The following is a 24,897-nucleotide window of genomic DNA, read 5'->3' as shown; positions in this document are numbered from 1 at the left end:
ACCGTGATCCGGGCCGTCGAGGGCGATCCGGGCCGCCGCGGACGGCGCCGGCCGTCACGTACCGGGCTTGCGCCCGTACACGTACACGTCGTCACCGTTCTTCAGCAGCTTCCAGTACGACTTGGCGTCGGCGGTACGCATGTTGACGCAGCCGTGCGAGCCCGGTGGGTTCCACATCTTCACGCCCACCGCGTGGAACGCCTGGCCCCCGTCGAAGAACTGGGAGTACGGCATCTTCACGTTGTAGAGCGTCGAGACGTGGTCGATGTGACGCCAGTAGATCTTCTTCGACCCGGTGCGGGTCTCGTACCCGTTCCGCCCGGTACGCACCGGCACGGGACCGAACTTCAGTTTGCTGCCGTCCTGGATCCAGCTCAGCTGCCGGGTCAGGTCGACGCAGGCGATGCGCCCCTTGTTGGTGGGGCACTTCCTGTCCTTGTTCGGGTTCTTGCCGGCCGCCTTCTGGGCGGTGAGCGTCTTCATGGTGCGCCAGGTGACCGGCCCGGCGTACCCGATGGTGGGGGTGACCCCGTAGGTGCTCTGGAACGATCTGATCGCCTTGCAGTCTGCGGCCGACTGCTTCCCGTCGACCGGCCGCTTCAGATACTTCTCGACCTGCTTCTGGTACGGCCCGGTCGACGCCGTGCACGACGCCGCCTGCGCGGATCCGCCGGTGGCCAGCACCAGCGCGGGCACCGCCGTCAGCCCCGCGACCGACAGCGCGATCCCGCGCCGCAGCCTCGGCCGCATTCCCCGTATCTTCCCCGGGACTCCCATGTACGCCAACTCCCCTTCGCGCGCCGTGAGGTGTTTCCGCCTGTTGGACGCGCGTCGGGGAGTCGTTGGTTGTGCGCCGAATGTCTCAGTTCTGTACGGACGCCCGCACGGGCGACACCGTGACCGGCCGGATCCGCTCGGCACGGGCGGCCCGTGTCCCGTGGAGCGTGATCGCGGTGACGCCGAGGACCGCGAGCAGCCCCAGCGACACGGTCCCGGCCCAGCCCCCGGCGTGGAAGGCGACCGCGCCGAGCGTGCCGCCCGCGCTGGAGCCCAGGTAGTACGCCGACTGGTAGAGCGCCGACGCCTGGGCGCGGCCCTTCGTCGCGGTGCGGCTCACGGAGGACGAGGCGACCGCGTGCCCGGCGAAGAAGCCCGCCGTGATCAGGACCAGGCCCAGCAGTACGGGGACGAGCCCGTCGCCGAGCGAGAGCAGCAGCCCGGCGGCGGTGGTGGAGACGGCCAGGTACAGCGCGCCCCGGCGGCCCAGCCGGGCGACCAGCTTCCCGGCCGCGGCGGAGGAGACCGTGCCGACGAGGTAGACCAGGAAGATCGAGCCCACGACCCCCTGCGGGAGGTTGAACGGCGCCTCCACCAGCCGGTACCCGATGACCGTGTAGACCGCGCCGAACACCGTCATGAACAGCGCGCCGATCGCGTACAGCCGACGCAGCAGCGGATCGGCGAGGTGCCCGCCGACCGTCCGGGCCAGGGCCTTCGGGTTGAGCGTCCCGGGGGTGAAGTTCCGGGCCCGGGGGATCATGAAGTGGAAGACGACCGCGCAGGCCAGGGCCATCAGCCCCACCGCTCCGAGCGCCGCCCGCCAGCCCCACAGCTGGGCGATCCAGCCGGTGACGATGCGGCCGCTCATGCCGCCGATGCTGTTGCCGGCCACGAACAGCCCGATCGCCGCGACCAGCGCCTTCGGCCGCACCTCCTCCGCCAGGTACGCCATCGCGGAGGCGGGCAGCCCGGCCAGGGCGGCGCCCTGCACGGCGCGGAGCGCGATCAGCCAGCCCAGCGAGGGGGCGAAGGGGACGAACAGCCCGACCAGTACGGCGACCGCCAGCGAGGCGGTCATCATCTGCCGCCGCCCGAACCGCTCGGACAGCGCGCTCAGCGGCAGCACGCACAGCGCCAGTGCGCCGGTCGCCGCGGAGACCGTCCAGCTGGCCTGCCCGGCCGTGGCGCCGAATGAAGCGGAGACGGCGGGCAGCAGGGCCTGCGTGGAGTAGAGAAGTGCGAAGGTCGCGACACCCGCGGCGAAGAGCGCGAAGCTCATCCTGCGGTACCCGGGGCGGCCCGGTTCGAGGCGCTCCGCCCCAGTACGGGCCGGCGCGGCGGTGGTGGCGGGCGCGGGGGAGTCGGCGACGGGGGACGGCTGGGGCGAGGCGGCCACGACGAGCGTGGACGCCCCGGTACTGGCAGGAGGCATACCCCGAAAGTAGGCCCTCCCATTTCATGCGTCCAATGCACGAAGTGGCCATAATCAATCCCATGGCGCATGAACGCAGCTCACAGCTCCGGCTGTCACCGAGTAGTTACGAAGAAGACATTCGCGCCGTGCTTGCGCCGAGGCTGGCCCACTTCGCGGCGGTGGCCCGCCACGAGCACGTCACGCGCGCCGCGCAGGAGCTCGGCGTGCCGCAGTCGACGCTTTCGCGGGCGATGGTGCGGCTCGAACAGGACCTGGGTGTCGCCCTGTTCGCCCGCAAGGGCCGTACGGTCTCGCTCACCCCGGCGGGCCGCACGTTCCTCGTCTCCGCCGAGCGTGCCCTGGCCGAGGTGGAGAAGGCCGCCGATTCGGTCCGCGCCGACGCCGACCCGGCCACCGGCAAGGTCGCCTTCGGCTTCCTCCACACCATGGGCTCGGAGACCGTACCCGCCCTCATCCGCGCCTTCCGGGCCGACCACCCCGGGGTCCGCTTCCAGCTCGTGCAGAACTACGGCGAGGCGATGATCGAGCGCCTGCGCGCCGGCGGCCTCGACCTCTGCCTCACCTCCCCGGTCCCGGACGCCCCCGACCTGGTCGCCCGCCGCCTGGACGAGCAGCGCCTGCGCCTCGTCGTCCCCGAGGACCACCGCCTCGCCACCCGCCGCCGCGTCCGCCTCGCGGAGGCCGCCGACGAAACCTTCGTCACCCTGGAACCGGGCTACGGCCTGCGCCGCATCACCGACGACCTGTGCACCGAGGCGGGCTTCACCCCGCGCGTCGCCTTCGAGGGCGAGGAGGCGGAAACCCTGCGAGGCCTGGTGGCGGCAGGCCTGGGCGTGGCCCTCCTGCCCCCGCCGGCGGTCCCGCGCCCGGGCGTCGTCGAACTGACGGTGACCGCCCCGAGAGCCGCCCGCGAGATCGGCGTCGCCTGGCTCGACGGCCACCCCGACACCCCACCCGTGGCCGCCTTCAAACGCTTCCTCCTCTCCCGCCGAGGCCACCTCCTCCCGGACTGACCCCCACCCCACAAAAAGATGTGACACCAACACGCGTCACTGCCACATCCCTCTACGCAAGGCCCACCACCCCCGCACGCGCGGGGACCACAGCAGCGTCCGCAGGGCCTGCCGGTCCTCGGTGGGACCACCCCCGCACGCGCGGGGACCACACGCAGGGCGCGGACACGGCGCTTGCCGCGATGGGACCACCCCCGCACGCGCGGGGACCGCCGGAACCGGCCCGCCTTCGTCCCCGCCGGAGTGGGACCACCCCCGTACGCGCGGGGACCGCAAGAGGATGGCCTTGTTGGCTCGGTCGAGCCGGGGACCACCCCCGTACGCGCGGGGACCGCGAGCCGAGTGACTGTCTGCTGACCATGCCCCAGGGACCACCCCCGCACGCGCGGGGACCGCCCGTGCCGCCGCTGAGCGGGAGGCTGCCGCACGGGACCACCCCCGCACACGCGGGGACCGCGACGCTGCACCACGGGTGCGCAGCACGCGCAAGGGACCACCCCCGCACGCGCGGGGACCGCCCCTGCAAGTTGGCGCGGACGTCGGTGGAGACGGGACCACCCCCGCACGCGCGGGGACCACACGCTCGGCAAGGACCACGTCTACCTCACCCGGGGACCACCCCCGCGCGCGCGGGGACCACCCATGAAGCACATCGCTTCCCCGCTGGCGGCCGGGACCACCCCCGCACGCGCGGGGACCACGTGCTGGGCGGGCTGGCGACCGCGTACGCGGAGGGACCACCCCCGCACGCGCGGGGACCACTTGCCCCGAGGGTGGTGTCCGCGTCGACGGCGGACCACCCCCGCACGCGCGGGGACCACACGACGGATAAGGAGCTGGCCGCATTCATCGAGGGACCACCCCCGCACGCGCGGGAACCACTTCTTCACCATGCCGCGCATGGCCACGAAGCCGGGACCACCCCCGCACGCGCGGGGACCACCCGGGGGTGCGTGGCGGCCCCGGCCGACCCCCGGGACCACCCCCGCACGCGCGGGGACCACCCGTCACGTACGTCCACGACCACGTGCTGGCGGGGACCACCCCCGCACGCGCGGGGACCACTTCAGGCCGCTATCGCCCTTCCGCTCATAGTCGGGACCACTCCCGCACGCGCGGGGACCACGAGCTCGGCTTCGACGTCGCGCCGATCGAGGCGGGACCACCCCCGCACGCGCGGGGACCACCCGATCCGCCCGAGCACCTCGAAGGGCGACATGGGACCACCCCCGCACGCGCGGGGACCACCCCTCGATCGTGTCGACGAGGTAGCGGATGCCGGGACCACCCCCGCACGCGCGGGGACCACACCGCCATCGCCGCCAACCTCGTCCTGCTGGCGGGACCACCCCCGCACGCGCGGGGACCACCAGCCGCTCGTGTCCGTCTCGATGCCGGAAGTGGGACCACCCCCGCACGCGCGGGGACCACGAGCTGCTTGAGCAGTCGTGCGTAGGCCTCGCGGGACCACCCCCGCACGCGCGGGGACCACCGTGGCCGGACTGCCGACGCGTCCGGGCTGGTGGGACCACCCCCGCACGCGCGGGGACCACCGAGAGGGCACGATCAGCGCGGCCGGGTGGCCGGGACCACCCCCGCACGCGCGGGGACCACTACGAGGAGGCCGACGCCGCCGAGTACGCCCAGGGACCACCCCCGCACGCGCGGGGACCACGCACGGTCGGCCTCCTTCTGTGGGCACGGTTCGGGACCACCCCCGCACGCGCGGGGACCACATGGTGCAGGACAAGGTGCGACTGCGCGGGGTGGGACCACCCCCGCACGCGCGGGGACCACCTCCCGTTCGCGTCGCGGTAGATGAAGAGGAGGGGACCACCCCCGCACGCGCGGGGACCACCCCGGACCGCCGTGGGTCGGCTCCGAGCCCCTGGGACCACCCCCGCACGCGCGGGGACCACCCAAGGGGGGCCGTCCCCATGCGTCAAGTCAGAGGACCACCCCCGCACGCGCGGGGACCACGAGCTGCTCCTGGCGGCCGACGCCGCCGAGGAGGGACCACCCCCGCACGCGCGGGGACCACGGAAAATGGTCGCGGTTCGCACGTCCCTATTGGGGACCACCCCCGCACGCGCGGGGACCACTCTTCTTGACCTGCAAGTTCATCGAGAGGAGAGGCAGGTTTCGTCCAACTTCGCTGAATCCGGCATATAGCGCATAGGTTTCAATCCACCCCTGTTCGCTCGCTCTCAAGTAGCCCGATGATGCCAGCCACTTGAGCGGAAGGCGCCTCAAAGCCGTCAAGTTGTCATTGAGTGCTGCAGAGGTGTGACCTGCCCCGGCTCGTCCGTGCGGTGGCGTCAGGGAAGGAGGCGCCCAACCACGCGCTGATGCAGTGCAGTTGACGCAGCCCGTCTTGAGGTGAGTGCCCCCGTCCCCGCGTGCCGCGTTGTCGGGTGCCCCTGCATACTCTCCCGATATGAAGATCATGGCGATCGGGCTTGCGATAGGGGCGGGGTTCGGGGCGGCCACCTCGCTCGTCAACGCGCTCTCCTCCCCGTACACGGAGATCGGCGCACCGATCACCGGGACCCTCTGGGGCGGTGCAGCCAAGGTGCTCAGCCTGCTGATGGACGCGGGCTGGGCGTGGGCCGCGCTGGCGGTGGCGGTCGGGTGGCTGGTCGGTACGCCGGTGCGGGGTGCGGTGACCGGGGCGCTGGCGCTGTTCGCCGCCACGGGGACGTACTACGTGACGGACGCCGCCGTCGCGGACGCCGAGACGGACATGGTCACGTGGTGGGTGGCGGGGCTGCCGCTCGGACTGCTCCTGGGCGCGGTGGGCTCGGCCGTCGGGCGGCCCGGTGCGGTCGGCCTGCTCGCGGCGTTGACGGTTCCGGTGGGGGCCGCCGCGCAGATGGTCGTCATGCCGCCCCGGCCGCACACGGTCATGACCCCGGGCATCGTCCTCGCCGAGGCCATCGTCTGGACGGCCGCCGTGGCAGATGCCGTCTGGGCCGTACGCCGTTTCCGGGTCACGAGGCGTACGGCCGCAGCCGGCTGACGGGCGGGATCGGTCCACCGGGTCCGTCCTCCCGCCCTCAGTCCCGCAGCGACTTCCCGAACCCCGCCGCCAGCGGCATCCGCAGCCCCAGCGGCGGTGGGGCCGCCAGGGCGTCCGTGACGGGGCGGGCGTAGGCGCGGCCGAAGAGCGAACCGCGGACGAAGTTCACCGCCAGGGCCATGACTTCGGCGCGGTGCTGGCGGAGGCCGTGGCCGTCCGAGTGGACCTCGAAGCGGCAGGTGTCGCGGTTGGTCTTCTTGGCGCGTTCGGCCAGGCGGAAGGAGAGCTCGGGGTCGGTGCGGGCGTCGTTGGTGCCGTGGACGAGGAGGACCCGGCGGCCGAGGAGGTGTTTCACCGGTTCCGGTTCGGGTTCCGGCTCCGGGCCGCCCGGATCGTGCTCCGGGAGCCAAGGGGCCATCGCCAGAACGGAGTTGACCGCCGAGTGGCCGCCCGCCCGGAGTGCGGCCCGGCCGCCCATGCCGTGGCCGGCCAGGCAGACGGGGACGTCGCCGTAGCGGCGTACGACCTCCTCCACCGACCACTCGGCGTCCGCCGCGAGCCGGGCGTCCGTCGCGTTCCAGCCACGGCAGCCGTAGCGGACGACGTGCACGGCGAGGCCGTCCTCCTTTCCGGCGCGGGCCAGGGTGCGGGCCAGCGGTAGCTGACGGGCGTACGAGAGGGGGGAGGGGCGACGATGCGAGTCGGCCTCGCCGTCCGGGAGCAGCAGGACGACGCCGCTGACCGCGGTGGTGGCTCCGGCCGTCCGGACGGCCCGTCCCAGCCTCGGGGCAGGCAGGGGGAGTGCGCGCTGTGCCATGGCAGAACAGTGTCAGAAGGAGAGGTGTACTCCACCCGTATTCGCGGTCACTGTTACGCATCGACAAGCGGCGATCTACGCGCGTAGGGGCTAGAGTGCGCAGATGATGAGCCAGCCCCTTCACGTGCCCGGCCAGGATCAGATCCGGCGCGCCCCCAAGGTCCTCCTCCACGACCACCTCGACGGGGGCCTGCGCCCCGGGACGATCGTGGACCTCGCCCGCGCGAGCGGGTACGAGGGACTTCCCGAGACCGAGCCGGACAAGCTCGGCATCTGGTTCCGCGAGGCGGCCGACTCCGGCTCGCTGGAGCGCTACCTGGAGACGTTCGCCCACACCTGCGCCGTCATGCAGACCCGTGAGGCGCTGGTCAGGGTGGCCGCCGAGTGCGCCGAGGACCTGGCCGCCGACGGTGTCGTCTACGCCGAGGTCCGGTACGCCCCGGAGCAGCACCTGGAGGCCGGGCTGACCCTCGAAGAGGTCGTCGAGGCGGTCAACGAGGGCTTCCGCGAGGGCGAGCGGCGGGCCCGCCGCGACGGCAACCGCATCCGGGTCGGCGCCCTGCTCACCGCGATGCGGCACGCCGCCCGGTCCCTGGAGATCGCCGAGCTGGCCAACCGCTACCGCGACCAGGGTGTGGCCGGATTCGACATCGCGGGCGCGGAGGCGGGCTTCCCGCCCACCCGCCACCTCGACGCCTTCGAGTACCTCAAGCGCGAGAACAACCACTTCACCATCCACGCGGGCGAGGCGTTCGGCCTGCCGTCGATCTGGCAGGCCATCCAGTGGTGCGGCGCCGACCGGCTCGGCCACGGCGTCCGCATCATCGACGACATCGAGGTCGCCGAGAACGGTGAGGTCAAGCTCGGCCGCCTCGCCTCCTACGTACGGGACAAGCGCATCCCGCTGGAGCTGTGCCCGACCTCCAACCTCCAGACCGGCGCCGCCGCCTCGTACGCCGAGCACCCGATCGGAATGCTGCGGAAGCTGCATTTCCGGGCCACGGTCAATACCGACAACCGGCTCATGAGCGGTACGAGCATGAGTCAGGAATTCGAGAAGCTGACCGAGACCTTCGGATACACGCTCGACGACATGCAGTGGTTCACCGTCAATGCGATGAAGTCGGCGTTCATTCCTTTTGATGAGCGTCTGGCGATGATCAATGAGGTGATCAAGCCGGGTTACGCCGAGCTGAAGGCGGAGTGGCTCTTCGAGCAGACCGCTGCGACCAGCGTTTCTTCCGCGGTCTCGGACTGACCGGCGGCTGCGCGGTATCGGCCGGGATGTCGAATTCCCGGCCGTTACCGGCGTGTCGGACTGTTTGTGAGGAGGGGGAAACCGTGGCTACTTTTCGTTGTTCCCACACCCTCCTTCTCTCTCCGAGGATGAATTCCATGAAGCAGTCTGCTGCCAGGACTCTCGGTGTCGCCGCTCTCGGTGCCGCCTTCGCCGCCGCTGCCGCGGGCACCGCCTCCGCCGCCGTGCTGCCGGCGAACGCCGTGGGCATGGCCCTGCCCGTCGCGAGCTCGGCGGTGGACACCGCCACCCAGGGCCTGCCGCTCCAGGAGACCACCACCAAGCTGCTCGGCACCGACCAGCAGAAGCTCGTCGACGGCGCCACCGGTCCGGTCAAGGGCCTCCTCGGCGGTCTGCCCGCGGGCGGCGTGAACGCCGGTGGGCTGACGGCCAACGGCCTCCCGCTCGGCGGCTGAGAGCCCACACCCACGGCCGGAAACCGGTAGCACCCGGTCCGCACCGGCACCCGGTCCGTATCCGATCCGCCTCAGCATCCGTAGCCGCATTCGCATTCGCGTCCGCATCCGCTGTACGCCCGTGGGGCGGCCACCCGGTCCAGGTGGCCGCCCCACGGGCGTACGCGTACGGAAGAGGTCACCAGTCGGTGGCCGCCCTCGTCCCTTCCGCCGGGAGCAGCAGCCACAGCGCCAGGTAGAGCAGGAACTGCGGCCCCGGCAGCAGGCACGAGACCAGGAAGATGATGCGCATCGTCCCGGCGGAGGTGCCGAAGCGCCGTGCCAGCGCTGCGCACACTCCGCCGATCATGCGTCCCTCGCGGGGGCGGACAAGTCCGGCCATGGTGGGCTCCTTCGCGAAACCGTTGCGGGATCCGTCGTGCGGATTCGTCGCTGGGATGTGGTGCCGGGAGCCGCTCCGTCGGGCTCCCGGTCCGATGTATCCATGGTCTCCGACGAACGGGGGCAAAGTATCGCTCTACGGGGCGATCCCGACCCTGGGAATCGTCGGGGTAGCACCCTGGGGGGCCTCGTCCCTGGGGCGGGGGGCGGTCTCGGCCCGCCCCTCCCTCCGGCGGCGCAGCCGCGCCCGGCACATGGGGACGACGAGCAGGTGGGCGACGGCCACGCCCACCGTGTTCAGCAGCATCGAGTCGACGTCGACGACCTGGCCGGGCACTCCGGTCTGGGCCAGCTCGATGAGCGTGGAGATGAGCGTTCCTGCCGCGACGGTACGGGCCAGCGAGGCCCACGGGGACACGGTGAGGCGGCCGCCGGCCATCGGCAGCAGGACACCCAGCGGGGCGAGGAGCAGCAGCCCCTCACCGATCCGCCGGGTGGCCTCGACCGGGCCGAGGGCCAGATCGGCCCGGATCCCGGCGAAGAGATGAAGGTTCGAGGCGGTCGCCCAGGGGACGTCGAGCGGGCGCAGGGTCAGCCACCCGACGAGCAGCAGATGCGCGAGGAGCAGGCATACCCCGGTCGCGCGGAAGCGGATGACGGTCTGGCCGTCCGTACCTTGACGCACGCCCCCCAAGACGCGGCGGGCGGCGGAATCGGTTCCGCCGCCCCACGATCCGTACGTCCGGATACGGTAACGGCGCCCGGCCCCGGAACGGGCCTGCGGGCGGGCGCTCGACCACCCCCGTTACGGCTGCTCAGCCGCCCGCGAGGCGCTGCTCACGGCCCCACGCGCCCCGCACCGGTCGCCGTCAGCCGGTACCGGCCGACGCGCCGTTCCCCGGGATCGTGGTCCGGACCGCGATCGGGGCCGGGTCGGCGTTGGGGCGCGCCTTCATCTCCGAGGTGCACAGGTAGGCACGCGCCGGGTAGGCCCCCGGGCCGCCCAGCACCACCTGGCCGCGCGGGGCCAGCGTGTCGTTCTCCGCGTACGTGCACACGATCTGGGCCAGTGCCTCGGAGCGCAGGTCCTCCGGCTGCTCACTGAGCCGCAGGGTGTCCTTCCCGTCGCCGGGGTGGGCCGGGCCGATCCGCAGGCCGTCCGGGACGGTCGTGGCGTACCCGGCGCGGCGCTCCTCGGCGTCCGGCTCGCGGCGCAGCTCGTCCAGGAGCGCCCGGGCCACCGCGGCCCGGTCCGGTCCGGACACGTCGGCCCGGACCGTACGGTCCACCGTGACCAGCTGCGAGGAGCAGACCAGGTACACCTCCACGGGCACGCCCTGGAGGGACTGCGTGGTGACGCTCTGGGCCGGTACGGTGCACGGCACCTGGGACGGGGCGGGCCCGGCGTCCACCGGGACCGTGGTCGACCTGATCCCGCACCCCGTGACCAGCGCGGCCCCGGCCAGGGCCCCGGCCAGCGCGAGGACGGTACGGCGCCGGCCCCGGCGCCCGATGCTGCTGCCCGTCATGTGGCCCCGTTCCCCTCGTCCCGGCCCCCGGAGCCGTCCTCGTCGCCGTCGTCCCCGTCGGCGGTGCGGGTCAGCCGTTCGGCGTCGCGCGGCAGGCGCAGGACGAACACCGCGCCGTCGCCGTCCGGAGAGTTGGCGGCCGTGATGTCGCCGCCGTGGATGTGCGCGTTCTCCATGGCGATCGACAGGCCGAGTCCGCTGCCGTCGGAACGCGGCCGGGAGGCGCTCGCCTTGTAGAAGCGGTCGAAGACGTGCGGCAGGACGGCCTCGGGGATGCCCGGGCCGTGGTCCCGTACCTCGATGACGAGCTCCTCGCCCTCCGTCCGTACCGCGACCCGCACCGGCGAACCGCCGTGCTTGAGCGCGTTGCCGATCAGGTTCGCCAGGATCACGTCGAGACGGCGCGGATCGAGGCGGACCATCATGCCGCGCTCGGCGTCCAGGTCCACCGCGTCCAGCCAGGCGCGGGCGTCGATGCAGGCGGTGACCTGGTCGGCGACGTCGACCGTGTCGAGGACCAGCCGGGCCGTGCCCGCGTCGAAGCGGGTGACCTCCATCAGGTTCTCCACCAGGTCGTTGAGGCGGCGGGTCTCGCTCACCACCAGGTGCACCGCGGGCGCGATCATCGGGTCGAGGCCGTCCGCCTCGTCCTCCAGCACCTCGGTGACGGCGGTCAGGGCCGTGAGCGGGGTACGCAGTTCGTGCGACATGTCGGCGACGAAGCGGCGGCTCGCCTCCTCCCGCGCGCTCATGTCCGCGACCCGCTTCTCCAGCGAACCCGCCGTCCGGTTGAACGTACGGGAGAGATCGGCCAGTTCGTCCGTTCCGGACACCACGAGCCGGGTGTCGAGCTTGCCCTCGCCGAGCTTGCGGGCGGCGTCGCCGAGCCGCCGCACCGGGCGCAGCACGGTCGTCGCCGCGGCCTGCGCGAGCAGCGCGGAACCGATCAGCGCGAGCGTGGTCGCGATCCCCAGCGACCAGGCCAGGGAGTTGAGGTCCTGCCGCTCCTGGTCGAGCGACTTCAGCATGTAGCCGGTCGGGCCACCGCCGATGATCTTCGTGCCGCCCACCAGGTACGGCGTGCCGTTGATGCTGGTGCGCTGCCAGAACAGGTGGTACTCGTCCTTGTTGCCCGAGCCCAGCGGCTGCTTCTTGCCGACGGCCTTCTGGAGCGGGAGCGGCACGTTGTCGAGTGTGAACGTGTCCAGGTCGGAGTTGCCGACGATCGGCTTCCCGGTGTCCCGCTCGTCGACCAGCAGCACGCTGTACCCCGGGGAGCTGCTCGCCATCTGCACGGCGGCGTTCTGCAGGTCGTCCCGGGTGGGGTGGAGCGGCAGCGTGGCCGCCCGGCTCTGCATCTCCTGGCGGAAGTCCCCGAGCGCGGAGCCCTGTGTACGGGTCAGCACCGCCTCGCGGTTCAGCCAGTACGCGATCCCCGAGGCGGACACCGCCGCGGTCAGCGCCACCAGCCCGAACACCACGGCCAGCCGCAGGCGCAGGCTCGTCCAGCGGAGCCCGGCGAGGAGTCTCCGTATGGGGGCAGCGGTCACTGGGGCGAGTCCAGCCGGTAGCCCACACCCCGGACGGTACGGATCAGGGTCGGCGAGGACGGCACGTCCTCCACCTTGGCGCGCAGCCGCTGCACGCACGCGTCCACCAGCCGGGAGTCACCGAGGTAGTCGTGCTCCCAGACCAGCCGCAGCAGCTGCTGCCGGGAGAGCGCCTGGCCGGGGCGGCGGCTCAGCTCCAGCAGGAGGCGCAGCTCGGTCGGGGTGAGCTGGAGGTCCTCCCCGTTCTTCGTCACGGTCATCGCGGAACGGTCGATCACCACGCTCCCGAACACCGCGGAGTCGGTGGACTCGCGCTCGCCGCGGCGCAGCACCGCGCGGATCCGGGCGTCGAGCACCCGGCCCTGCACGGGTTTGACGACGTAGTCGTCGGCGCCGGACTCCAGCCCGACCACGACGTCGATGTCGTCGCTCCGGGCGGTCAGCAGGATGATCGGCAGTTGGTCGGTGCGCCGGATGCGCCGGCACACCTCGAAACCATCGATACCGGGCAGCATCACATCCAGCACGATCAGATCCGGCCGCTGCTCACGCAGCAGTTTCAGGCCGTCCTCTCCCGTCGCCGCGGTGGCCACACGGTGGCCCTGGCGTGACAGCGAGAGTTCGAGGGCCGTGCGGATGGCGTCGTCGTCCTCGATCAGCAACAGGAAAGGCACGCTGGTCATTCTGACCCATGGCAGAGCCCCAGTTCGACAGTTGGTCCCTACTCGTGCGTCACTCACGTCCCACCGAAGCCCCGGACACGGTGCGGACGATGGCTGTGACAGCTCTGTGACAGTCGGCGGACAGGGTGATGAAACTGCCCGACCAAGCTCATGGACACAGGAACGGACGGACTCCACCGATGGGGGGCGCGAGATGAACGCAACTCACAGCATCACCGCAAGCGCAGTTGTCACGCGTCTCCACGATGCCGGCCGGGGGGCCGAGAAGTCCGGCACGGTGGGTGTCCGGGGCTGCGTACGCAACGCCGGACGCCAGCACACGCCGTTCATGACGGTGGTCGACGTTCCTGTGGGGGGAACCGGGGGGAACAACGGGCGTGGCGTGTACGGGGAGGGCTCGGGGGAGCGGACGGCCCCGGCGCGGGACGAGGACGCCGAAGCGGCGTTCACGGCCTACGTCAGGGAGCGCCGCGCCTCCCTGTACGCGACCGCCTACCACCTGACCGGTGACCGGTTCGAGGCCGAGGACCTGCTGCAGAGCGCGCTGTTCTCGACGTACCGGGCCTGGGACCGGATCAGTGACAAGGCCGCGGTCGGCGGCTATCTGCGCCGCACCATGACGAACCTGCACATCAGCGCCTGGCGCAGGCGCAAGCTCAACGAGTACCCGACCGAGGAGCTGCCGGAGACGGCGGGCGACACGGACGCGATGCGCGGCACCGAACTGCGCGCCGTGCTCTGGCAGGCGCTGGCCCGGCTGCCCGAACTCCAGCGGACGATGCTGGTCCTTCGGTACTACGAGGGCCGCACGGACCCGGAGATCGCGTCCATTCTCGACATAAGCGTCGGCACGGTGAAGTCCAGCATCTGGCGGTCGCTCCGCCGGCTGCGCGAGGACGAGGTCCTCAGCTTCGGCCGTGACCAGGAGGAGTCCTTCGGCGAGCTGGTGGCCTGAGGCTGGGGGGATACGGGGGAACGGAGGGGGACCACGGGGGAACCCACGGGGGCGCCGCTTCGGGGGAGGCGGCGAACGGGGGACAACGGGGAACACGGGGAAAAGCTGCGGGGTCGGGTGGGCCGGGGGGCCTGTCCGGCCCCGTTCGCATGCGCCCTGCCCGTACCGGCCGGGGCGCACGCGAACGGGGCCGGTCTACTCCGGGACCGGGGTGGTGCCCACCGGTGCGCGGCGGCAGCGGCCCGCGGCCGCCGCGGCGAGCCGGCCCAGGGCCTCCTCCTTGCCGCACGGGTACGCCCCCAGCGCCGCCTGGCGCGCCACGATCCGCCGCTCCGCCCGCATCAGCCGCCACCCGCGCCGCAGCAGGAACGGCACCGACTTGCGGCCCTCGCGCAGATCCCGGACCAGCCGGCGGCGGAACGTCGTCGCCGGGCGGCCGCGCAGGCAGAGCGCGTCGGCGAGCAGCCCCAGCTCCTGGCACCGCCCGACGATGTCCGCCGCGAATATCCCCTCGGCGACGAAGAGCGGGGTGCGGTCGATGTGCAGGGTCTCGCGGCCGGTCCGGGAGCTGGTGGAGATGTCGTACACCGGGACGTCCGTGCGTCCCGTACGGCACAGGTCGACGATGGCGGAGACCGCCGCGTCCGCGTCCCAGGACTGCGCGGAGTCCCAGTCGATGTCGGTACTGCCGGGGACGAGCGGAAGCGTCGGGTCGTCGCCCTCCTTGTAGAAGTCGTCCAGACGCAGCACCGGCAGGTCGCTGCGGGCGGCCAGGAAGGACTTGCCGGAGCCGGACGGGCCGGCGAGCAGCACCACGCGGGTCGGGGTCGGTTGGGCATTCACAGAACACGAGTGTGAGGCATTGACCCGCGCAGGGGATCCCCCGGTGCCTTTGTTGGTATCCAGCATCACATTTCAACTACGCTACGCGCTCAGACGATTACTCGGTGGTCTCGAACAGGTGGGAATCCCATGGCACGTCACGCACTCTCCCGGTCCCGTCGCCGCGCCCTGCTGAGGGCCGGTCTGACCGTCACGGCGGTGGGCGCCGCGCTCGGCGCGGGCGGTGCGGCGGCCCAGGCGGCGCCGTCGGCCCCGGTCCCGGCCGTGGGCACCGACAGCGGCTCCGGCCTCGGCCAGGACGCCGACGCGGCCCTCGGCGCGACCACCGGGGCGCTCGGGGTGGCGCTCAAGCACAGCGTCGCCCCGGTGACGCATCTGCGGCTCGACCCGCTGGCCGGCACGGGCACCGACCCGCTGACCAACGGGCTGGAGACGCAGGTCGCCGACTTCAAGCCGCTCTCCACGACCGCCGTCACCGACCCGCTGACCAGCGGCGGGGCCCTGAAGGACCTGCCGCTGGTGGGACCGCTGGCGGAGGGGCTGCGCGGCGGCCTGTAGCCCCTGTCCCGGGACGGCTCCCGGACCCGGAAGCGGCCCGCTCCTCCCCGGTGAACCCCGGGAGGAGCGGGCCGCTTCGTACGTCCTCAGTACGAGGAGCCCGAGGCGCCCAGGGCGCCCGTGGGGTGCCAGACCGTCTTGGTCTCCAGGAAGGCCGTCAGGCGGTGGGTGCCCGGGTCGGCCGTCCAGTCCGGCTCGGCGGAGCCGTCGGCGCCCGCGTCCCGGGCGCGCAGGACGCGCTTCAGGTTGTCCGCCGCCGCGATCTCCAGCTCCTTCGCGAGCGCCTCGTCCGCGCCCGTCAGGTCGATCGCGTTGACGTCCTGGTGGGAGGCGAGCGGGGCCGCGATCTCCGCCGTACGCCCGGACAGGACGTTCACCACGCCGCCCGGCACGTCGGAGGTGGCCAGCACCTCGCCCAGCGACAGCGCGGGCAGCGGGGCGTCCGCCGAGGCCACGACCACCGCGGTGTTGCCGGTGGCGATCACCGGGGCGATCACCGAGACCAGGCCCAGGAACGACGACTTCTGCGGCGCCAGCACCGCGACCACGCCGGTCGGCTCCGGCGTCGACAGGTTGAAGAACGGGCCCGCGACCGGGTTCGCCCCGCCGACCACCTGGCCGATCTTGTCGGTCCACCCGGCGTACCAGACCCAGCGGTCGACCGCCGCGTCCACCACGGCCGCCGCCTTGGACTTCGACAGGCCCTCCGCGTCCGCGACCTCCCGGACGAACTGCTCCTTGCGGCCCTCCAGCATCTCGGCGACGCGGTAGAGGACCTGGCCCCGGTTGTACGTCGTCGCGCCCGACCAGCCGCCGAACGCCTTGCGGGCGGCCACGACCGCGTCGCGCGCGTCCTTGCGGGAGGACTGCGGGGCGTTCGCCAGCCACCTGCCCTTGGAGTCGCTCACCTCGTACACCCGGCCGCTCTCGGAGCGGGGGAACTTGCCCCCGACGTACAGCTTGTAGGTCTTGAAGACGCTCAGTCGGTTATCGGACATCGAGGTACGCCTCCAGGCCGTGGCGGCCGCCTTCGCGACCGAAGCCCGACTCCTTGTAGCCGCCGAAGGGCGAGGTCGGGTCGAACTTGTTGAACGTGTTGGCCCAGACGACGCCGGCCCGGAGCTTGTTGGCCACCGCGAGGATGCGGGAGCCCTTCTCCGTCCAGATGCCGGCCGAGAGGCCGTACTGGCTGTTGTTGGCCTTGGCGACGGCCTCGTCCGGGGTGCGGAAGGTCAGCACCGACAGCACCGGGCCGAAGATCTCGTCCCGGGCGACGGTGTGCGCCTGGGTGACGTTGGTGAACAGCGTCGGGGCGAACCAGTACCCCGCGGCGGGCAGCTCGCAGGGGGCCGTCCAGCGCTCGGCGCCCTCCGCCTCGCCGGTGTCGGCGAGGGCGGTGATCCGGGCCAGCTGCTCCGCGGAGTTGATCGCGCCGATGTCGGTGTTCTTGTCCAGCGGGTCGCCGAGCCGGAGCGTGGCGAGCCGCCGCTTCAGCGCGTCCAGCACCTCGTCCTGGACCGACTCCTGGACCAGCAGCCGGGAACCGGCGCAGCAGACCTGGCCCTGGTTGAAGAAGATGCCGGTGACGATGCCCTCGACGGCCTGGTCGATCGGGGCGTCGTCGAAGACGATGTTGGCGCCCTTGCCGCCCAGTTCGAGGGTGAGCCGCTTGTCCGTACCGGCGACCTGGCGGGCGATGGCCTTGCCGACCGCGGTCGAGCCGGTGAACGCGACCTTGTTCACGTCCTCGTGCGCGACCAGGGCGGCGCCCGCGTCCCCGTAGCCGGGAAGGATGTTCACGACGCCCCTGGGCAGACCCGCCTGGCGGCAGATGTCCGCGAAGAACAGCGCGGAGAGCGGGGTCGTCTCGGCGGGCTTGAGGACCACCGTGTTGCCCGCGGCGAGCGCCGGGGCGATCTTCCAGGCCAGCATGAGCAGCGGGAAGTTCCACGGGATGACCTGGCCGGCCACCCCGAGCGGGCGCGGGTCCGCGCCGAAACCGGCGTGCGCCAGCTTGTCGGCCCAGCCCGCGTAGTAGAAGAAGTGCGCCGCGACCAGGGGGAGGTCCGCGTCGCGGGTCTCCTTGATCGGCTTGCCGTTGTCGAGGGTCTCCAGGACGGCCAGCTCGCGGCTGCGCTCCTGGATGATCCGGGCGATCCGGAAGAGGTACTTCGCGCGCTCGGAGCCGGGCAGCGCCGACCACTTCTCGAATGCCTTGCGGGCCGCCTTCACGGCCCGGTCCACATCGGCCGCACCGGCGCGGGCGACCTCGGAGAGCACCTCCTCGCTGCTCGGCGAGACGGTCTTGAAGACCTTCCCGTCGGCCGCGTCGGTGAACTCGCCGTCGATGAACAGGCCGTACGAGGGCGCGATGTCGACGACCGCGCGGGACTCGGGGGCGGGGGCGTACTCGAATGCAGATGCCATGGGGATCAGTCCACCGTCACGTAATCGGGGCCGGAGTAACGGCCGGTGCTGAGCTTCTGACGCTGCATCAGCAGGTCGTTCAGCAGGCTGGAGGCGCCGAACCGGAACCAGTGGTTGTCCAGCCAGTCCTCGCCCGCGGTCTCGTTCACCAGCACCAGGAACTTGATCGCGTCCTTGGACGTGCGGATGCCGCCGGCCGGCTTCACCCCGATCTGGACGCCGGTCTGCGCCCGGAAGTCGCGCACCGCCTCCAGCATCAGCAGGGTGTTCGCGGGCGTGGCGTTGGTGGAGACCTTGCCGGTCGACGTCTTGATGAAGTCGGCCCCGGCCAGCATGCCGAGCCAGGAGGCGCGGCGGATGTTGTCGTACGTGGACAGCTCGCCCGTCTCGAAGATCACCTTCAGCCGGGCGTCGGGGCCGTCGGGCCGCGCGCACTCGGCCTTCACGGCGAGGATCTCCTCGTAGACCTTCAGGTAGCGGCCGGAGAGGAAGGCGCCCCGGTCGATCACCATGTCGATCTCGTCGGCCCCGGCGGCCACCGCGTCCCGGACGTCCGCCAGCTTCACGTCGAGCGCGGCGCGTCCGGCGGGGAAGGCCGTCGCCACGGACGCCACCTTCACCCCGGAGCCGGCCAGCGCGGCGACGGCGGTGGGCACCATGTCGGGATAGACGCAGAGGGCGGCCGTGCGCGGGGCCGGGCGGTCCGGCTCGGCGCCCGCGGGGTCGCCCGCGAGCCGGTGCGGCGTGTAGCGCAGCGGCTCGGGGTTGAGGGCCTTGGCGGCGAGGGCCCGGACCTTGCCGGGGGTGTCCGCGCCCTCCAGCGTCGTGAGGTCGATCATCGAGATGGCCAGGTCGATGGCGTACGCCTTGGCCGTGGTCTTGATCGAACGGGTTCCGAGGGACGCGGCACGCGCTTCGAGGCCGACGGCGTCGACGCCGGGCAGCCCGTGCAGGAAGCGGCGCAGCGCACTGTCGGACGCGGTCGCGTCGGTGAATGCTGGAGCTGTGGTGGGCATGGTCACCAGATGAGCATATCTACGCGCGTAGCGGCCTGTACAGGGGCCCCTCTTCCCCCGGCGGCCCCGTACCGCTCCGGCACCCCGGGCGGCCGTCAGGCAGAATCGGGCGCATGACGAGCCCCACGCCGCCCGCCGAGCCGGTCTACGCCGACCGGACCTTCCGCTCGCCCGCCGGGATGGCGGGGGGTGTCCTGCTGCTCCTGCTCATCTGCTGGATCGGCGGCGACGCGCTGATCCGGGGGCACGGACGGGTGCCGTGGCTGGCGCTCGCGGGCATCCTGACCTCGGTGCCGCTGGTCACCGCGTTCACGCTGCGGCCCGTAGTGTCCGCCAACGACGAGCGGATCCGGATCCGCAACCCGTTCCGCACGATCACCATGCCGTGGACCGCGGTCGCGGACCTGCGGGCCGGGTATTCGAGCGAGCTGTTCACCGAGGACGGCGCGAAGTACCAGCTGTGGGCGGTCCCGGTGTCGATGCGGCAGCGCAAGAAGGCGGCGCGCCGGCAGTCCCGGCGCTCGCTGGACGACCCGTACGACCGTACGTCCGTGACGGCCGACGTCCGCGACACCAAGAACCGGACCGCCGCGGCCGACCAGACCATGGCCGATCTGCGCGAGCTGGCGGAGCGGGCGAAGGCGGGAGCGGGGAGCGCCGCGAAGGCGGCGGGCGAGGGGCCGGCGGAATCGCCGGTGTCGGTGCGCTGGGCGTTCGAGGTGATCGTGCCGGCGGTGGTGGGCGCGGTGCTGCTGGTGGTCCTCTTCGCGACGGGCTGAGCGCCGGCCGTACCCGCCCCCGGGGCGCGCCTACCGGAAGCCGTCGTCCGGATCGGTGCCCGTGAGCCCGGCGCTGACCGTCCACAGGCGGGCGGCTGCGGCCGGGTCGGTCATGTGGGTGGGGACGGGCTCGCACCGCGGCCTGCCGCGCAGCTTGAAAACCCGCGGCCCCCAGAGCTGTCCTCCCCGTACCTCCGGGTCGAGGGCGGCGCGGACGACGGGCCACGCCCCGGCGTCCTTGCCCTGTACCAGGAGGGCGGCGGGCAGGGCGGCCAGGCGCTCGCCGCGGGTCGTCGCGCCCGTCGGCGCGCCGGGCGGGGTGAGGGAGTCCAGCGCGCCGCCCGGATGGGCCACGACGCTGAGCACGGTGCTCCCGGCGGCCCGCAGACGGCGGTCGAGCTCGAAGCCGAAGCACATCTGGGCCAGCTTCGACCGGCCGTAGGTGCGCTTGGGCCGGTAGTCCCGGGTCGACTGCGGATCGTCGAGGTCCAGCCGCTCGGAGCGGGCCGCGAAGCTTCCCACCGTCACGACGCGGCCGGCCGGCGCCGCGGACAGCAGGGGGGCCAGCCACCGGGTCAGCGCGAAGTGGCCGAGATGGTTGGTGCCGAACATCAGCTCGTGGCCGTCCGAGGTCTCCCGGCGCGGCGGGTCGTCCAGGGCGACGCCCGCGTTGAGGACCACCGCGTCGAGACGGTCGAGGCCCAGGGTGTCCACGGCGGCCTTCAGGGACGGCAGGTCGGCCAGGTCGAGCCCGAGGCGGCGCAGTCGCGCTCCGGGGACGCGTGAGCGGATCGATGCCATGGCTGCCTCGGCCTTCGCCCGGTCCCGGCTGCCGAGTACGACGAGGGCGCCGGTGGCGGCGAGCTGTTCCGCGGTGAAGTAGCCGATCCCGGCGTTGCCCCCGGTGACCAGGAAGGTCCTGCCTTCGGCGGACGGCGGTCGGTGGACGTCCCACGGCTGGTGCCGGACTGCGGAGGACATGGTGACGGGCTCCTTGCGTTCTGGGGCGGAGTGCTCGTGCGGAGCATCCGGCGGAACCAAGGTCGCAGCCCCCGTCGACAGGCCGCCGACAGATGTCCGACAGCCCGACGGCGGTCCCGGTCGGCCCGTCCCGTCCGTTCCCGCGTTCCCGTCCGTCCCGTACCGACCCGTCCGGTTGTCCGGCCGGCCGGCGGGGGCGTGCGGGCTCAGTTCTCCGGGATCCGGGACCAGAAGTGGTCGATGATGTCCTCCAGGTAGCGTCGGCCGTCCTCGCCCGAGGCGGTGGTGCCGCTCGCCCGGCTGAGGGTGGCCGCCATGAGCGTCTGGTACTCCTGGTGCATGTCCCGCAGCGGGTCCTGGAGGTCGCGGCGGTCCACGGCGATGAGCCGGGCGATGCCCCGGATGTGCGCCTGCCAGCGGGTGGAGACGGCCTCGGTGAGGAGTTGGGCGAGCTCGCCCTCCAGGCCGGTGATGGCGATGAAGTCGCGCGGGGGCAGGGCGAGGGTGGTGGCGAGGGCGGCGGACTGCCTTTTGCCGCCGGTCCATTGGCCCGTCTCCTCCATGCGGAGGTAGTCGTCGAGGCCGACGCCGGTGGCGCGGGCGACGTCCTCGGCGGCCAGCCCGCGGGCGATGCGGTGCTCCCGCAGGGTGCGCGGGGCGCCCATGAGTTCGTTGGGGTTGCACCACAACGCACCGGCCAGCGCGGTGAGTTCACTCGCGCTGGGCAGTGCGGTGCCGCGCTCCCAGGCGGTGATGTGGTCGGGAGTGATGTAGGCCATGCCGTACGAGGCACGCATGCCGTAGGCGACATGGCCCGGAGCCATCCCGAGTTTCTCGCGCAGGATGCGGGCGGCTCGCGCGTTGAAGGGAAGCGGTGAGTGCACGGGCCCGAGGGTAGGAGTCGACCGCGATCAACTCCATGCCCCATGTCGCCCGCATCCCGTTTTGGCTTGATAGGTCGTCGCCGATTTCAGAGGAACCGACAGGAGCGGTACGAGAAGGACAGGTAATCGATACCTCATGGCAATCGAGATCATGCCCCTGACACATAGGATCCGCTGCCTACGGGGTGTCCTGCCAGCGCATACGGGCATCCCTTAGGCGTCGAATGTGCCGTCGCGCGCAGTTGATACGCACTCCGGCGCCGCTGTCTTTTTCCGTAACGCAGTTTCAGGAGAAGCCGTCATGTACAGCAGCGCGACCGGCGCGGTCGAAGAGCCGAGACACAGATTCGACGACGGGCCGCGACGCGGATCCGGGGGGCCGGTCGACCGGTTCTTCCGTATACGTGAACGCGGCTCTACTTTTGGCCGTGAGATACGTGGCGGGTTCGCCACCTTCTTTACGATGGCATACATTCTCGTACTCAATCCCATTATTCTCGGGAGCACCGAGGACAAGTACGGCCATCAGCTGGACAACGTCCAACTGGTCACCTCCACGGCCCTGGTGGCCGCCGTGATGACCGTGATCATGGGTGTCGGCGGCAACCTGCCGCTCGCCCTCGCCGCGGGTCTGGGACTCAACGCCGTCACCGCCTTCCAGGTCGCCCCGATGATGGGGTGGGACGACGCGATGGGCATCATCGTGCTGGAGGGCCTGCTGATCACCGTGCTGGTGATGACCGGTCTGCGCGAGGCGATCATGCACGCCATCCCGCAGCCACTCAAGCAGGCCATCAGCGTCGGCATCGGCCTGTTCATCGCCTTCATCGGCTGTGTCGACTCCGGGTTCGTCACCCGCGTCCCCGACGCCGCGAACAGCACCGTGCCCGTTCAGATCGGCACCGGGACCCTCACCGGCTGGCCGATGCTCGTCTTCTGCGTCGGCGTGCTCCTGACGATCGTGCTCCTGGTCCGCAAGGTGCAGGGCGCCATCCTCATCAGCATGCTCGTGATGACCGTCGCCGCCGTCGTCATCAACAGCGTCGCCGACGTCAAGTCCTGGGGCCTGATCACCCCGTCGCTGCCCGACAAGCCCTTCGCCGCCCCCGACTTCGGGCTGCTGGGCAAGTTCGACCTGTTCGGCGCGTTCAGCCACGTCAGCGTGCTGACCGTCCTGCTGTTCGTCTTCACCCTGCTGCTGTCCGACTTCTTCGACACGATGGGCACCGTGGTCGGTGTCACCGCCGAGGCCCGGCTCCTCGACGAGCGTGGCCAGGTCCCCGGTCTCGGCCGGGTCCTGCTGATCGACGGCGCGGCCGCCGTCGCCGGTGGCGCCGCCTCCTCGTCGTCCGCCACCGCGTACATCGAGTCCGCCGCGGGCGTCGGCGAGGGTGCGCGCACCGGGTTCGCCAACCTCGTCACCGGCGGTCTGTTCGGCCTCGCGCTCTTCGCCACCCCGCTGCTCACCATCGTGCCGCTCCAGGCCGCGGCCCCCGCTCTCGTCGCGGTCGGGTTCCTGATGATGACCCAGGTGAAGCACATCGAGTGGGACCGGTACGAGGTCGCGATCCCGGCCTTCCTGACCATCGCCGTCATGCCGTTCACCTACTCCATCAGCAACGGCATCGGCGCGGGCTTCCTCTCCTACGTGGTCATCAAGGCCTGCCTGGGCAAGGCCCGCGAGGTGCACTGGCTGCTCTGGGGCACCTCGGCGCTCTTCCTGGTCTACTTCGCCATCGACCCGATCGAGCAGCTGCTCGGCATGAAGTAGTCCGCACGGCCCCGACGACACCCGCCCCGGACCCGGCAGTGCCGGTGTCCGGGGCGGGGGCGTGCCCGAAGGGTCCGTCAGATCCCGGCGGCGGCCGCCAGATCGCGCTTGATGCCGTCGAGCAGCTCCGCCGCCCTCGTACGGGCCGCCGGCAGCTCCCCGGCCGAGCCGACCGGGACCACCACCTCCAGATAGCACTTGAGCTTCGGCTCGGTGCCGCTCGGGCGGACGATCACCCGGGCACCGTCCAGCCGGTAGCGCAGGCCGTCGGTGGGCGGCAGCCGGTCCGAACCGCGCGTCAGGTCCTCGGCCGAGACGACGGGCAGACCCGCCAGCGCGGTCGGGGGCGTCTCGCGCAGCCGCCGCATGGCGTCCGAGATGACCGACAGGTCCTCCACCCGGACCGACAGCTGGTCGGTGGCGTGCAGCCCGTGGGTGAGTGCCAGGTCGTCCAGCAGGTCGGGCAGCGTACGGCCCCGCTCCTTGAGCACCGAGGCCAGTTCGGCGACGAGCAGCGCGGCCGTGATCCCGTCCTTGTCGCGGACGCCCTCGGGGTCGACGCAGTAGCCGAGCGCCTCCTCGTACCCGTACCGCAGGTCGTCCACCCGGGCGATCCACTTGAAGCCGGTCAGCGTCTCCTCGTACCCCAGCCCCGCCTTCTCGGCGATCCGGCCCAGCAGCGAGGACGAGACGATCGACTCGGCGAGGACCCCGGTCGCCCCCCGGTCCACCAGGTGCGCGGCGAGCAGCGCCCCGACCTCGTCGCCCCGGAGCATCCGCCAGCCCCCGTCGGTCGCCGGATCGGGCACCGCGACGGCGCACCGGTCGGCGTCCGGGTCGTTGGCGATAACGATGTCGGGACCGGTACGGCGCGCGGTCGCGAAGGCGAGATCCATCGCGCCGGGCTCCTCCGGGTTGGGGAAGGCCACGGTGGGGAACGCCGGGTCGGGCTCGGCCTGCTCGGCGACGAGCACCGGCGCGGGGAACCCGGCCCGCGCGAAGGCGGCGGTCAGCACCGACGTACCGACCCCGTGCATCGCGGTGTACACGACCCGGGCGGTACGCGGCGAACCGGCCGCGAGCACCGCGTCGGTACGGGCCAGATAGGCGTCCAGCACCTCCTCGCCCAGGACCTCCCAGCCGTCCTCGGGGCGGGCCACGCCGTCCAGCGGGCCGACCGCCGCGATCCCCGCGGCGATCTCGTCGTCCGCCGGGGGGACGATCTGCGAGCCGTCGCCGAGGTAGACCTTGTAGCCGTTGTCCCTCGGCGGGTTGTGGCTGGCGGTCACCTCGACGCCCGCGACGGCGCCCAGGTGCCGGATGGCGTAGGCGAGCACCGGGGTGGGCAGCGGGCGGGGGAGCACGGCGGCCCGCAGTCCCGCGCCGGTCATCACGGCGGCGGTGTCCCGGGCGAAGTCGGCGGACTTGTAGCGCGCGTCGTAGCCGACGACGACGAGCCCGTCCCCCTGGCCCCGGGCCTTCAGGTAGGCGGCGAGCCCGGCGGCGGCGCGGATCACCACGGACCGGTTCATCCGCATCGGCCCGGCGCCCAGCTCGCCCCGCAGCCCGGCGGTGCCGAACTGGAGGGTGCCGGAGAACCGTGCGGCCAGCTCGTCGAGGTCCTCGGCCTCGACGAGCCGGGCCAGCTCCTCGCGGGTCTCGGGATCGGGGTCCTCCGCGAGCCACGTCCTGGCCCGGGCGATGAGGTCCTGCTGCACGGTGTCCGCCTTCCTGCGGGGTGCTACACGGTGGGATGGGCCGGC

At 72.3% G+C, this 24,897-nt stretch carries 23 protein-coding genes and 1 CRISPR repeat array; of the genes, 8 read left to right on the top strand and 15 right to left on the bottom strand.

The window, feature by feature from the left end:
• Positions 1–54 precede the first annotated feature (54 nt).
• On the bottom strand, positions 55–750 hold the full coding sequence (locus tag ACIQGQ_RS01710; protein ID WP_402389366.1) for a L,D-transpeptidase family protein: 696 nt from the start codon (positions 748–750) through the stop codon (positions 55–57).
• Between the two features lie 112 nt (positions 751–862).
• Positions 863–2,212: an MFS transporter gene (locus tag ACIQGQ_RS01705; RefSeq protein ID WP_402389363.1), complete on the bottom strand. Its 1,350-nt coding sequence runs from the start codon at positions 2,210–2,212 to the stop codon at positions 863–865.
• Between the two features lie 62 nt (positions 2,213–2,274).
• Between ACIQGQ_RS01705 and ACIQGQ_RS01700 the strand changes: the two genes are divergently transcribed.
• Positions 2,275–3,228 carry a LysR family transcriptional regulator gene (locus tag ACIQGQ_RS01700; RefSeq protein ID WP_402389360.1) on the top strand — a complete coding sequence of 318 codons (954 nt, stop codon included), beginning with the start codon at positions 2,275–2,277 and terminating at the stop codon, positions 3,226–3,228.
• 62 nt (positions 3,229–3,290) lie between these two features.
• Positions 3,291–5,330: direct repeats of the CRISPR family, unit length 29 nt; unit sequence GGGACCACCCCCGCACGCGCGGGGACCAC.
• A 335-nt stretch (positions 5,331–5,665) separates the two neighbouring features.
• Positions 5,666–6,247, top strand: coding sequence for a hypothetical protein (locus ACIQGQ_RS01695; RefSeq protein WP_402389358.1), 582 nt, complete (start codon positions 5,666–5,668; stop codon positions 6,245–6,247).
• 37 nt (positions 6,248–6,284) lie between these two features.
• Here the strand turns inward: ACIQGQ_RS01695 and ACIQGQ_RS01690 are convergent, their stop codons facing one another.
• Positions 6,285–7,064 carry an alpha/beta hydrolase gene (locus tag ACIQGQ_RS01690; protein ID WP_402389355.1) on the bottom strand — a complete coding sequence of 260 codons (780 nt, stop codon included), beginning with the start codon at positions 7,062–7,064 and terminating at the stop codon, positions 6,285–6,287.
• A gap of 103 nt (positions 7,065–7,167) precedes the next feature.
• Between ACIQGQ_RS01690 and ACIQGQ_RS01685 the strand changes: the two genes are divergently transcribed.
• Positions 7,168–8,322 carry an adenosine deaminase gene (locus ACIQGQ_RS01685; RefSeq protein ID WP_366298904.1) on the top strand — a complete coding sequence of 385 codons (1,155 nt, stop codon included), beginning with the start codon at positions 7,168–7,170 and terminating at the stop codon, positions 8,320–8,322.
• A 137-nt stretch (positions 8,323–8,459) separates the two neighbouring features.
• Positions 8,460–8,777, top strand: coding sequence for a hypothetical protein (locus ACIQGQ_RS01680; protein WP_366298903.1), 318 nt, complete (start codon positions 8,460–8,462; stop codon positions 8,775–8,777).
• A gap of 178 nt (positions 8,778–8,955) precedes the next feature.
• On the opposite strand, the gene ACIQGQ_RS01675 is transcribed toward ACIQGQ_RS01680, so the two are convergent.
• The 5 genes from ACIQGQ_RS01675 to afsQ1 all read right to left on the bottom strand — a co-directional run bounded on the left by ACIQGQ_RS01675 (position 8,956) and on the right by afsQ1 (position 12,911).
• Positions 8,956–9,159 (bottom strand): PspC domain-containing protein, encoded by a 204-nt coding sequence (locus ACIQGQ_RS01675; protein WP_385208595.1) that lies wholly within the window; start codon positions 9,157–9,159, stop codon positions 8,956–8,958.
• A gap of 135 nt (positions 9,160–9,294) precedes the next feature.
• Complete coding sequence (locus tag ACIQGQ_RS01670) at positions 9,295–9,843, bottom strand: VanZ family protein (RefSeq protein ID WP_402389350.1); 549 nt, start codon at positions 9,841–9,843, stop codon at positions 9,295–9,297.
• Between the two features lie 184 nt (positions 9,844–10,027).
• Positions 10,028–10,687, bottom strand: coding sequence for a hypothetical protein (locus ACIQGQ_RS01665; RefSeq protein ID WP_402389347.1), 660 nt, complete (start codon positions 10,685–10,687; stop codon positions 10,028–10,030).
• Positions 10,684–12,237 carry a sensor histidine kinase gene (locus tag ACIQGQ_RS01660; protein WP_402389344.1) on the bottom strand — a complete coding sequence of 518 codons (1,554 nt, stop codon included), beginning with the start codon at positions 12,235–12,237 and terminating at the stop codon, positions 10,684–10,686. Before ACIQGQ_RS01660 ends, ACIQGQ_RS01665 begins: the two co-directional genes overlap by 4 nt.
• The gene (gene afsQ1, locus ACIQGQ_RS01655; protein ID WP_352273629.1) at positions 12,234–12,911 is read right to left on the bottom strand and encodes a two-component system response regulator AfsQ1; all 678 of its coding nucleotides are present in this window, start codon (positions 12,909–12,911) and stop codon (positions 12,234–12,236) included. The genes ACIQGQ_RS01660 and afsQ1 overlap by 4 nt, the downstream gene beginning before the upstream one ends.
• 202 nt (positions 12,912–13,113) lie before the next feature.
• Here afsQ1 and ACIQGQ_RS01650 point away from each other — a divergent pair, with 202 nt between their 5' ends.
• Positions 13,114–13,875, top strand: a complete 762-nt coding sequence (locus ACIQGQ_RS01650; protein ID WP_402389341.1) for a SigE family RNA polymerase sigma factor — start codon at positions 13,114–13,116, stop codon at positions 13,873–13,875.
• 195 nt (positions 13,876–14,070) lie between these two features.
• Here the strand turns inward: ACIQGQ_RS01650 and ACIQGQ_RS01645 are convergent, their stop codons facing one another.
• Entirely contained in the window at positions 14,071–14,784 is a 714-nt protein-coding gene (locus tag ACIQGQ_RS01645) for a uridine kinase (protein ID WP_402389339.1), read from the bottom strand.
• Positions 14,785–14,847: 63 nt separating this feature from the next.
• Between ACIQGQ_RS01645 and ACIQGQ_RS01640 the strand changes: the two genes are divergently transcribed.
• The gene (locus ACIQGQ_RS01640; protein ID WP_402389336.1) at positions 14,848–15,276 is read left to right on the top strand and encodes a hypothetical protein; all 429 of its coding nucleotides are present in this window, start codon (positions 14,848–14,850) and stop codon (positions 15,274–15,276) included.
• Positions 15,277–15,362: 86 nt separating this feature from the next.
• On the opposite strand, the gene ACIQGQ_RS01635 is transcribed toward ACIQGQ_RS01640, so the two are convergent.
• The 3 genes from ACIQGQ_RS01635 to deoC are packed head-to-tail and all read right to left on the bottom strand — an operon-like array spanning position 15,363 to position 18,719.
• Positions 15,363–16,274: an aldehyde dehydrogenase family protein gene (locus ACIQGQ_RS01635; RefSeq protein WP_402389333.1), complete on the bottom strand. Its 912-nt coding sequence runs from the start codon at positions 16,272–16,274 to the stop codon at positions 15,363–15,365.
• Positions 16,264–17,703: an aldehyde dehydrogenase family protein gene (locus ACIQGQ_RS01630; protein WP_402389331.1), complete on the bottom strand. Its 1,440-nt coding sequence runs from the start codon at positions 17,701–17,703 to the stop codon at positions 16,264–16,266. Before ACIQGQ_RS01630 ends, ACIQGQ_RS01635 begins: the two co-directional genes overlap by 11 nt.
• Positions 17,704–17,708: 5 nt before the next feature.
• Complete coding sequence (deoC, locus tag ACIQGQ_RS01625; RefSeq protein WP_402390281.1) at positions 17,709–18,719, bottom strand: deoxyribose-phosphate aldolase; 1,011 nt, start codon at positions 18,717–18,719, stop codon at positions 17,709–17,711.
• 113 nt (positions 18,720–18,832) lie between these two features.
• Between deoC and ACIQGQ_RS01620 the strand changes: the two genes are divergently transcribed.
• Positions 18,833–19,498 carry a PH domain-containing protein gene (locus tag ACIQGQ_RS01620; protein ID WP_402389329.1) on the top strand — a complete coding sequence of 222 codons (666 nt, stop codon included), beginning with the start codon at positions 18,833–18,835 and terminating at the stop codon, positions 19,496–19,498.
• Between the two features lie 30 nt (positions 19,499–19,528).
• Here ACIQGQ_RS01620 and ACIQGQ_RS01615 read toward each other — a convergent pair whose 3' ends face one another.
• Positions 19,529–20,479, bottom strand: a complete 951-nt coding sequence (locus tag ACIQGQ_RS01615; protein ID WP_402389326.1) for an SDR family NAD(P)-dependent oxidoreductase — start codon at positions 20,477–20,479, stop codon at positions 19,529–19,531.
• 206 nt (positions 20,480–20,685) lie between these two features.
• Positions 20,686–21,363, bottom strand: a complete 678-nt coding sequence (locus ACIQGQ_RS01610) for a helix-turn-helix domain-containing protein (protein WP_402389324.1) — start codon at positions 21,361–21,363, stop codon at positions 20,686–20,688.
• Positions 21,364–21,664: 301 nt separating this feature from the next.
• Here ACIQGQ_RS01610 and ACIQGQ_RS01605 point away from each other — a divergent pair, with 301 nt between their 5' ends.
• Positions 21,665–23,134, top strand: a complete 1,470-nt coding sequence (locus ACIQGQ_RS01605; protein WP_402389321.1) for an NCS2 family permease — start codon at positions 21,665–21,667, stop codon at positions 23,132–23,134.
• 77 nt (positions 23,135–23,211) lie between these two features.
• Here the strand turns inward: ACIQGQ_RS01605 and ACIQGQ_RS01600 are convergent, their stop codons facing one another.
• Positions 23,212–24,852 carry a phospho-sugar mutase gene (locus ACIQGQ_RS01600; protein WP_402389319.1) on the bottom strand — a complete coding sequence of 547 codons (1,641 nt, stop codon included), beginning with the start codon at positions 24,850–24,852 and terminating at the stop codon, positions 23,212–23,214.
• Positions 24,853–24,897: the final 45 nt, after the last annotated feature.

It is taken from the genome of Streptomyces sp. NPDC092952, assembly GCF_044754785.1.
Taxonomy (GTDB): domain Bacteria; phylum Actinomycetota; class Actinomycetes; order Streptomycetales; family Streptomycetaceae; genus Streptomyces.
This window is presented reverse-complemented; position numbering and strand designations above follow the sequence as displayed.